The sequence below is a fragment of the Microcystis sp. M49636_WE2 genome (assembly GCF_030065375.1).
In the GTDB taxonomy this organism is placed as follows: domain Bacteria; phylum Cyanobacteriota; class Cyanobacteriia; order Cyanobacteriales; family Microcystaceae; genus Microcystis; species Microcystis aeruginosa_C.
On the sequence record NZ_JASJFG010000371.1, the window covers coordinates 1 to 7370 of the forward strand.

Consider the following 7370-nt stretch of genomic DNA (forward strand, 5'->3'; position numbering starts at 1 on the left):
ACAGAGGTTTTGTTACGCAAAGAAGGTCATCGCTTAATCATTGAGCCGATTTCTTCCGGTTCTCTAATTTCTTTGCTGACTACTTTGCCAGACATTACAGACAATTTTCCTGATATAGATGAAGGGTTGCTTCCCCTTGATGACATTACATTTTAGTACCACCCAATGACCTATCAATATCTGCTTGATACTAACATCCTATCACATTTGATCAGGTATCCCCAAGGTCAGGTTTTCCAGCATATTGTGGATGTCGGCGAAGAAAGCGTTTGTACGAGCATCATTGTGGCGTGTGAATTAAGATTTGGAGTGGTTAAAAGTGGTTCCTCCCGTCTGGTGCAGCAACTAGAACGCATCCTGGAGTTCTTGACAGTTTTGCCATTAGAATCAACTGTAGATAAGCACTATGCCCTAATTCGTAAACATTTGGAGCAAGCAGGAACCCCAATCGGTCCAAATGATTTACTGATTGCTGCTCATTCTCTAGCGCTTGATCTGACTCTTGTTACCGCAAATACTCGTGAATTTGAGCGTGTGCCTGCTTTGAAGTTAGAGAATTGGTTGATTGATTCTGTAATAATTTTTGGGGGATAATTTGTCATAAATGATGTTGCTGATGATGGTTTTGTATATATTCTGCAACTACTTTTTTGCGGTTTTCTCGCAATGACAAATCAGGTGGAGCATTTTCTAAAAGATGCTGAGGATGACCTCCCCGGCGTTGTGATAAAGTTTTACGCGGTTTTAAGCTTTGCCAATGTTCGTAAATGAGTTTTTTCAGAAGTTCTTCTGAGCTAATATTCTCTTCAGAAATGATGTCTGCTAGATAGTTCTCGGTTTCTCGATCTAGATTAATCGATAACATTGTTACCTCATGGGATAAATCAATAAGTAGGTAGGCACAATTATTTGTAGGATGGGTTAGCGGTAGCGTAACCCATGCGGGCGTTGGGTTTCATGCTTCAACCCAACCTACGTTCATTTTATATTTAATTCCACCCACCTACTTATCTTTGATTATAGTTGAAAATCCATGATCGCACTACAGATAATCGCACTCACCCCCCCATCCCCAAATGGTAAAATGTTTTATGACATATAATTAATTTGCAAGAGTTCTTATCTATCATTAATTTATTTGGTGCGTTACGCTATCGAAGGGCGCACCCTACTGGACTTTTTCAGTTACTATTTTCTTGCACTAACATCAGATTTTAACAGGTCAAAAGACCTATTTTAAAAGGGTTTTACTATTATTCAGCAGACCCTAATTAGGATAAACTCGCCCTTTCCAACCTCCCCCTTGGCCGCGCCAATAACGCAGGGCAGAATCGACGGTCATTAAACTATAAAAGAGGGCAATTAGGGGTAAAGTTAAAGCCCGCAGGGGGGATAATTTATATAGCCTTAAAGTCGGGCTATAGGAGAGGGCGATTAGTAATAAGGTGACGGTGCTAATTATAATAATTGATGTTTCTTTTAAGACCAATCCCCAGATTAAGCCCAAGGGGGCAGCTAAATAGGTTAAAAACATCCCGAAAATTGTGCCGATTAACCAAAGTATTGAGTAATTTAGTTGTGTGAAGGCGGTGCGGGCTACCATATTCCAAATGCTGGCTAAATCGGGATAGGGACGGAGACTATAGGTGCTTTTTGTTAATCCTAACCAGATGGATTTCTCGCTATTTTCGGGGTGATTTTGCAGATATTTTTTAACTGCAATTGCCAAAGAACAATCATCAATTAAAGCTTGTTTAAGAATCTCAATACCGCCAATCTTTTCTAGAATATCTCGGCGAATTAAAATGCAACCCCCAGCGGCGGCTGCTATCGGGGAATTAGGATTATTAACTAGGGCAAAAGGATAGAGTTTCTCGAAGAAAAAAACAAAGGCAGGAATAAGAAATTTTTCCCAAAAACTGTCACAGCGTAGCAACACCATCAGGGAAACTAAAGCTTGTTTTTCCTGTACTGCTTTAGTGACTAATTGGGTTAAATTATCCGGTGCGTGGGCAATATCGGCATCGGTAAACAGAAAATAATCGGGGGCGAATTTCTCGGTAGCCTCTGTTATTCCCTGTTTCATTGCCCATAATTTACCCGTCCATCCTATCTCTAAAGGTTGTCCAGAAATAATAGTTATTTGTCCAGATTTATGATATTTATCAGCAATTTCTTGAGCAACTTTTCCCGTGCCATCACTGCTTTGATCATCAATTAAAATAATAGAAAATTCTCCTTGATAATCTTGGTTAAAAAGGGAGGTTAAACTGATAGGTAAAACGTCGGCTTCGTTTCGTGCGGGGATAATTGCCGAGACTTTTGGATAATTTTTTAAAGGAGAAGTGACAGGATTAATTTTTTGGTTAGATAGCCAAAATTGTCCCCTGGCTAAGATTAAATATAACCAAATTATCAGCGATAGGGAAGTAACTAATAATAAGAAAAATGTCATAAGATAGTCAGCTTTCGATGAGAGAATAGGGAACAGGTTAAAAAGAGTAAGTAGGTAGGTGTTAAAAGTTGTCAGACACCCCCCTTATCAAGGGGGGCAGGGGGGATCCCCCCGCCTATCGGCACCCCCCTTATCAAGGGGGATCCCCCCGCCTATCGGCACCCCCCTTATTAAGGGGGATCCCCCCGCCTATCGGCACCCCCCTTATTAAGGGGGGCAGGGGGGATCGAACCTAAAATCCATTTTTAATTTAATTATAATCAGCTACTTATCAAGTTTAGATGCACAACAGCTTAACCAGTTTGGGGTTTAACAGAGGGCAAATTAGGGTAAAATAAAAGCAAGTTAGCAAGATTAGGCGAGGGAGTAAATCATGGATTATGATGTCGTAATTATTGGGGGTGGACCGGCGGGAGGTCACTGTGGTAGATTATTAAGTGAAAAAGGTTATCGTGTTCTTTTGGTGGAACAACATTCTAGTTGGCAAGATAATAATTTTTCTAGTGCCGCTTCTCCCCTAGAAATTTTAGAACAATTCAATCTCCCCGAAACCGTAGTGGCTAGGTTTTGGAAAAATATCGAAATCATCTCCACCAGCATACATCATTTTTGGTCATCACCGCAACCTTTAGGGGTAGTTTTTGATTTTGCCAAATTGCGAGAGTTTTTAGCCGCAGAAGTGCTGCGTTGGGGGGGAGAAGTTCGTTTAGGTTGTCGTTATCTGAAATATCAACAGATGGAGGATAAGCTAACTGTTTTCTTGAAATCAAAAGGCGAGGAAATCGAGACAGTTACTACTCGTTTATTGGTTGATGCCACGGGATACGCTAGAGCAGTTATGTATAAACATAAACGAGAAAAACCTGATTTTTTAAAAGCAGTGGGCATTGAATATTTAATTACTGTGCCAGAAGTATATTATCAAAAATATCAAGATAATTTAGTGTTTTTTCTAGGTCATAAATGGAGTCCTAAAGGTTATGGCTGGATTTTTCCTATGGATAATCAGCAATTAAAAATAGGAGCCGCTTGGTTAGAGGGAGAACATCCTTATATTCCTGAAGTTAAGCCTTTAAAAAGTTATATTACACAAATTATTCAAACCTACATAAATCTCTCTAAATATGATATAATCGACATCCATGGGTCTATTTTAGAATATTCGCTCAATCTGCAAGATATTTATTATCAAGAACCGAATATTATAGCGATTGGTGATGCTGTTTCTACGGTTAACTTTTTAGGAGGGGAAGGTATTCGCTATGCTATGAAAGGAGCGGAAATTGCTTGTCAATACATGGAAGAATATTTACAGGGAAAATCGAGTAGTTTTGCCCCTTATCAACAGAGGATGCAAGAATATTTTCAACCAAAATGGAATTTATCCGATCGCCTCAGTCGCAAAGTTTATTTAGAATATAGTGATGTGCGTATAGATCAAGGAGTATCCTATCTCAAGTATCTTGCCACACAGGATATAATCGACATTTTATTTTACTACAAATTTGAAAAATACACAAAAGGGTTAGGAGGATTTCTGCTGGGGAAATTACGTCAATGGTGGCGCACAATTTTCCCTAGTCAAAACCCCAGATAAATAAGCTAGGATAAAGCTAAGGAAACAATATTGGTAAAGACCGTGAGTAAGTTTATTCGCTACAGTACAATGATCACCCTGCTGGGCATTTTAGGAGCCTGTAGTGGCAATCCTGCCCTAGAAAATCGTCTGGCTGCCGATCCTAATCTACAAACAAATCCCATACCAGAAAACTCTCCTAATAACCAGCAATTACCCGCAAATTTTCCCGCAGAAATTCCTCGATATAGTCAATCAGAATTATTATCCGTGCAGACAAATCCTGATAATACCGGTGGGCAAACCCGGTGGCAATCCAACGATCCCAGCAATGCGATCGAGGCTTTTTATCAACAGGAATTAGTTAATAATAATTGGGAAATTATCACTCCCTTTTCTGGGGAAGGAGTCAATAGTACCCTAACGGCCCGTCGAGATAATTTAGAATTAACTATCACCATAACTGCTACTTCTCCCAATACGGAATATAGCCTCGATTATCGTCCAACGGGAACTCCGATTGCTTCCCCTAGTCCCTCCCCCATTTCTTCCCCCTTACCCAATCTTAATCCCACCAGTTTTAACGATCTCGAATCCTTACCTAATCCCTTAAAAAGCCACATTCAAGACTTAGCTAGATTAGGAGTATTAACAGGTAATAACAATCAGTTTAACCCTAATGATACAATAACGCGCCGAGAATTTGCGCGCTGGTTGTTACAGGCTAATAATGCCATTTATGCCAATGTAGCAGGTAAACAAATCCGTTTAGCTACTCCCAATAGTTCCCCAGCTTTTAGTGATGTTAAAAATAACGATCCCGATTATATTTATATTCAAGGATTAGCGGAAGCAGGGTTAATTCCCTCTCCTTTAACGGGAGATAGTAGCACTCTTTTATTCCGTCCCAATGCTCCTTTAACCCGGGAAGATTTAATCGCGTGGAAAGTGCCATTAGATATCAGAAAAGCTTTACCGAGCGCCAATCTTGATACGATTAAAAATACTTGGGGTTTTCAGGATACTAATAAAATTAACCCGCAGCTGGTGCGCGCTCTTTATGCCGATTTTCAAAATGCCGAACAAGCCAATATTCGGCGAGTTTTTGGTTTTACTACCCTATTTCAGCCAAAAAGACCAGTAACTCGCGCTGAAGCTGCCGCTACTTTATGGTATTTTGGTTTTCAGGGTGATGGTGTTTCCGCTGCCGATGCTTTGCAGGGTCAAGACACGCAACAGAGTGGGGTTAATTGAAATTTGTCCATAAAAATTAAGGGTGTGTTAGGAAAATACAGACACTCTTTTTGACATTTCTTCATATCTATTCAGAAAAATTAACAAAGGATTCTTGACCCTGCAGCTAGGGGAATATTTTATCCTAAAGATAGAACTCTGCTGCAGGGGATTTTGTTGCTGACTTCCGCTGCTATTAAAATTATGACCCATCAAACTCTCAAACTCGCCGGGATGAGTTGCGCTGGTTGCGCTGATTCGATCGAACGGATAATTAAATCTATCCCCGGAGTGATTCGATGTCAAGTTAATTTTGGCATGGAACAGGTGGATGTGGACTATGATCCCAAGCGTACCGATCTTAACACTATTCAAGCAAAAGTTAGGGATGCTGGTTTCCAGGCTACACCGATAACGGAAATTAATCTCGAATCCAGGCCAGAAAAAGAACTTCTCACTAAACTATCGATCGCTATTGTTATTAGTATTATACTTTTTATCGGTTCTTTGCCGATGATGACGGGTTTATCTCTATCTTTTATTCCCCACTGGTTACACGCTCCCTTATTCCAATTAATTCTCGCTACTCCCGTCCAATTTTGGTGTGGTCAAAGTTTTTATAAAAATGCTTGGAAAGCCTTTAAAAACCGCGCTGCCACCATGGACACTTTAGTAGTTTTGGGAACCAGTGCCGCCTATTTTTATTCCCTGTTTTTAACCTTCGGGAGCGATTTTATCGAAAAACAGGGGTTTAATTCCCATGTCTATTACGAAGCATCAGCTATCGTCATTACTCTGATTTTACTCGGTCGTTTCCTTGAAAAACGTGCCAGAAAAGAAACGGCCGCCGCTATTAAACAATTAATGGGATTACAGGCAAAAACTGCTAGGGTAATTAGGGAAGAACAGACGCTAGATATACCAATAGAAGAGGTGAAGGTAGGAGATATAATTTTAGTGCGTCCGGGAGAAAAAATTCCCGTCGATGGCATAATTATCCAGGGCAGTTCTAGCATTGATGAATCGATGGTGACGGGGGAAAGTTTACCCGTGCGAAAAAATATCAATCAACAGGTAATCGGGGCGACAATTAATAAAACCGGTAGCCTACAAATGCAAGCGTTACGAGTGGGAAAAGATACGGTTTTAGCTCAGATTGTCCAATTAGTACAAACCGCACAAGCATCAAAAGCACCTATACAAAGATTAGTCGATCGAGTGACCGCTTATTTTGTGCCGGTGGTGATGATTATTGCGGTAATAACTTTCCTATTTTGGATTCTCCGCACGGGTAATCTCACCCTCGCTTTGATTACAATGGTGGAAGTCTTAATTATCGCTTGTCCCTGCGCGCTAGGATTAGCTACACCCACCTCGATTATGGTGGGAACAGGACAGGGAGCAAAACAGGGAATTTTAATTAAAAACGCCGAAAGTTTAGAATTAGCCCAGGGCATTACTACTATTGTTCTAGATAAAACGGGAACTCTCACCCAGGGGAAACCAACGGTGACGGACTTCTTGACTCGGGAAGGGGTGAGGGATGGACGGGAATTATCGCTGCTGCAGTTAGTCGTGTCGGTGGAGAATCATTCTGAACACCCGTTAGGAGAAGCAATAGTTAGATATGGGCAGTTAAACCAGATTAAAACCCTAGAAGTAACCGAATTTGACTCAATAACTGGGGCAGGAGTGCAGGGAAAAGTCGGGTCGGATTTCGTGCAAATCGGTACACAACAATGGTTAGAACGTCAAGGAGTTGAAACAAAAGTTCTTAAAAAAGTCGCCCACGATTGGGAATGGCAGAAAAAAACCGTGGCTTGGATAGCGGTTAACGGGGGTTTAGAGGGGGTTATCGCCATTTCCGACGTTTTAAAACCTTTTTCTTCCTCAGTGGTCGCCAAGCTCAAAAAAATGGGCTTAGAGGTGATGATGATGACGGGGGACAACCTCGAAACCGCAGAGGCGATCGCCAGCGAGTTGGGTATCCGGCGCTTTTTTGCCGCACTCCGTCCCCAAGAAAAAGCCGAAAAAATCGAATATTTGCAGAAAAAAGGGAAAATAGTCGCCATGGTTGGAGATGGCATCAATGATGCGATCGCATTG

6 protein-coding genes are annotated in these 7370 nt (G+C 41.1%); 4 read left to right on the plus strand and 2 right to left on the minus strand.

Annotated features, from left to right (window positions below; genetic code table 11):
- Positions 1-165: 165 nt before the first annotated feature.
- Positions 166-594 (plus strand): type II toxin-antitoxin system VapC family toxin, encoded by a 429-nt coding sequence (locus PX484_RS08925; RefSeq protein WP_002788601.1) that lies wholly within the window; start codon positions 166-168, stop codon positions 592-594.
- Between the two features lie 4 nt (positions 595-598).
- Here PX484_RS08925 and PX484_RS08930 read toward each other — a convergent pair whose 3' ends face one another.
- The gene (locus tag PX484_RS08930) at positions 599-865 is read right to left on the minus strand and encodes a hypothetical protein (RefSeq protein WP_002784632.1); all 267 of its coding nucleotides are present in this window, start codon (positions 863-865) and stop codon (positions 599-601) included.
- Positions 866-1267: 402 nt separating this feature from the next.
- Positions 1268-2455, minus strand: a complete 1188-nt coding sequence (locus PX484_RS08935) for a glycosyltransferase (protein ID WP_287765283.1) — start codon at positions 2453-2455, stop codon at positions 1268-1270.
- 373 nt (positions 2456-2828) lie between these two features.
- Here PX484_RS08935 and PX484_RS08940 point away from each other — a divergent pair, with 373 nt between their 5' ends.
- From PX484_RS08940 to PX484_RS08950, 3 genes are all read left to right on the plus strand, one after another.
- The gene (locus PX484_RS08940) at positions 2829-4052 is read left to right on the plus strand and encodes an NAD(P)/FAD-dependent oxidoreductase (RefSeq protein ID WP_287765282.1); all 1224 of its coding nucleotides are present in this window, start codon (positions 2829-2831) and stop codon (positions 4050-4052) included.
- Positions 4053-4082: 30 nt separating this feature from the next.
- The gene (locus PX484_RS08945; RefSeq protein ID WP_287669091.1) at positions 4083-5285 is read left to right on the plus strand and encodes an S-layer homology domain-containing protein; all 1203 of its coding nucleotides are present in this window, start codon (positions 4083-4085) and stop codon (positions 5283-5285) included.
- Between the two features lie 183 nt (positions 5286-5468).
- Positions 5469-7370, plus strand: a 1902-nt coding sequence (locus PX484_RS08950; RefSeq protein ID WP_288103517.1) for a heavy metal translocating P-type ATPase, incomplete at its 3' end; no start/stop codon positions are given.

Coding starts and splice junctions, on each gene's coding strand:
- PX484_RS08925 (WP_002788601.1), top strand. CDS start 166: ATGACCTATCAATATCTGCTTGATACTAACATCCTATCACATTTGATC.
- PX484_RS08930 (WP_002784632.1), bottom strand. CDS start 865: ATGTTATCGATTAATCTAGATCGAGAAACCGAGAACTATCTAGCAGAC.
- PX484_RS08935 (WP_287765283.1), bottom strand. CDS start 2,455: ATGACATTTTTCTTATTATTAGTTACTTCCCTATCGCTGATAATTTGG.
- PX484_RS08940 (WP_287765282.1), top strand. CDS start 2,829: ATGGATTATGATGTCGTAATTATTGGGGGTGGACCGGCGGGAGGTCAC.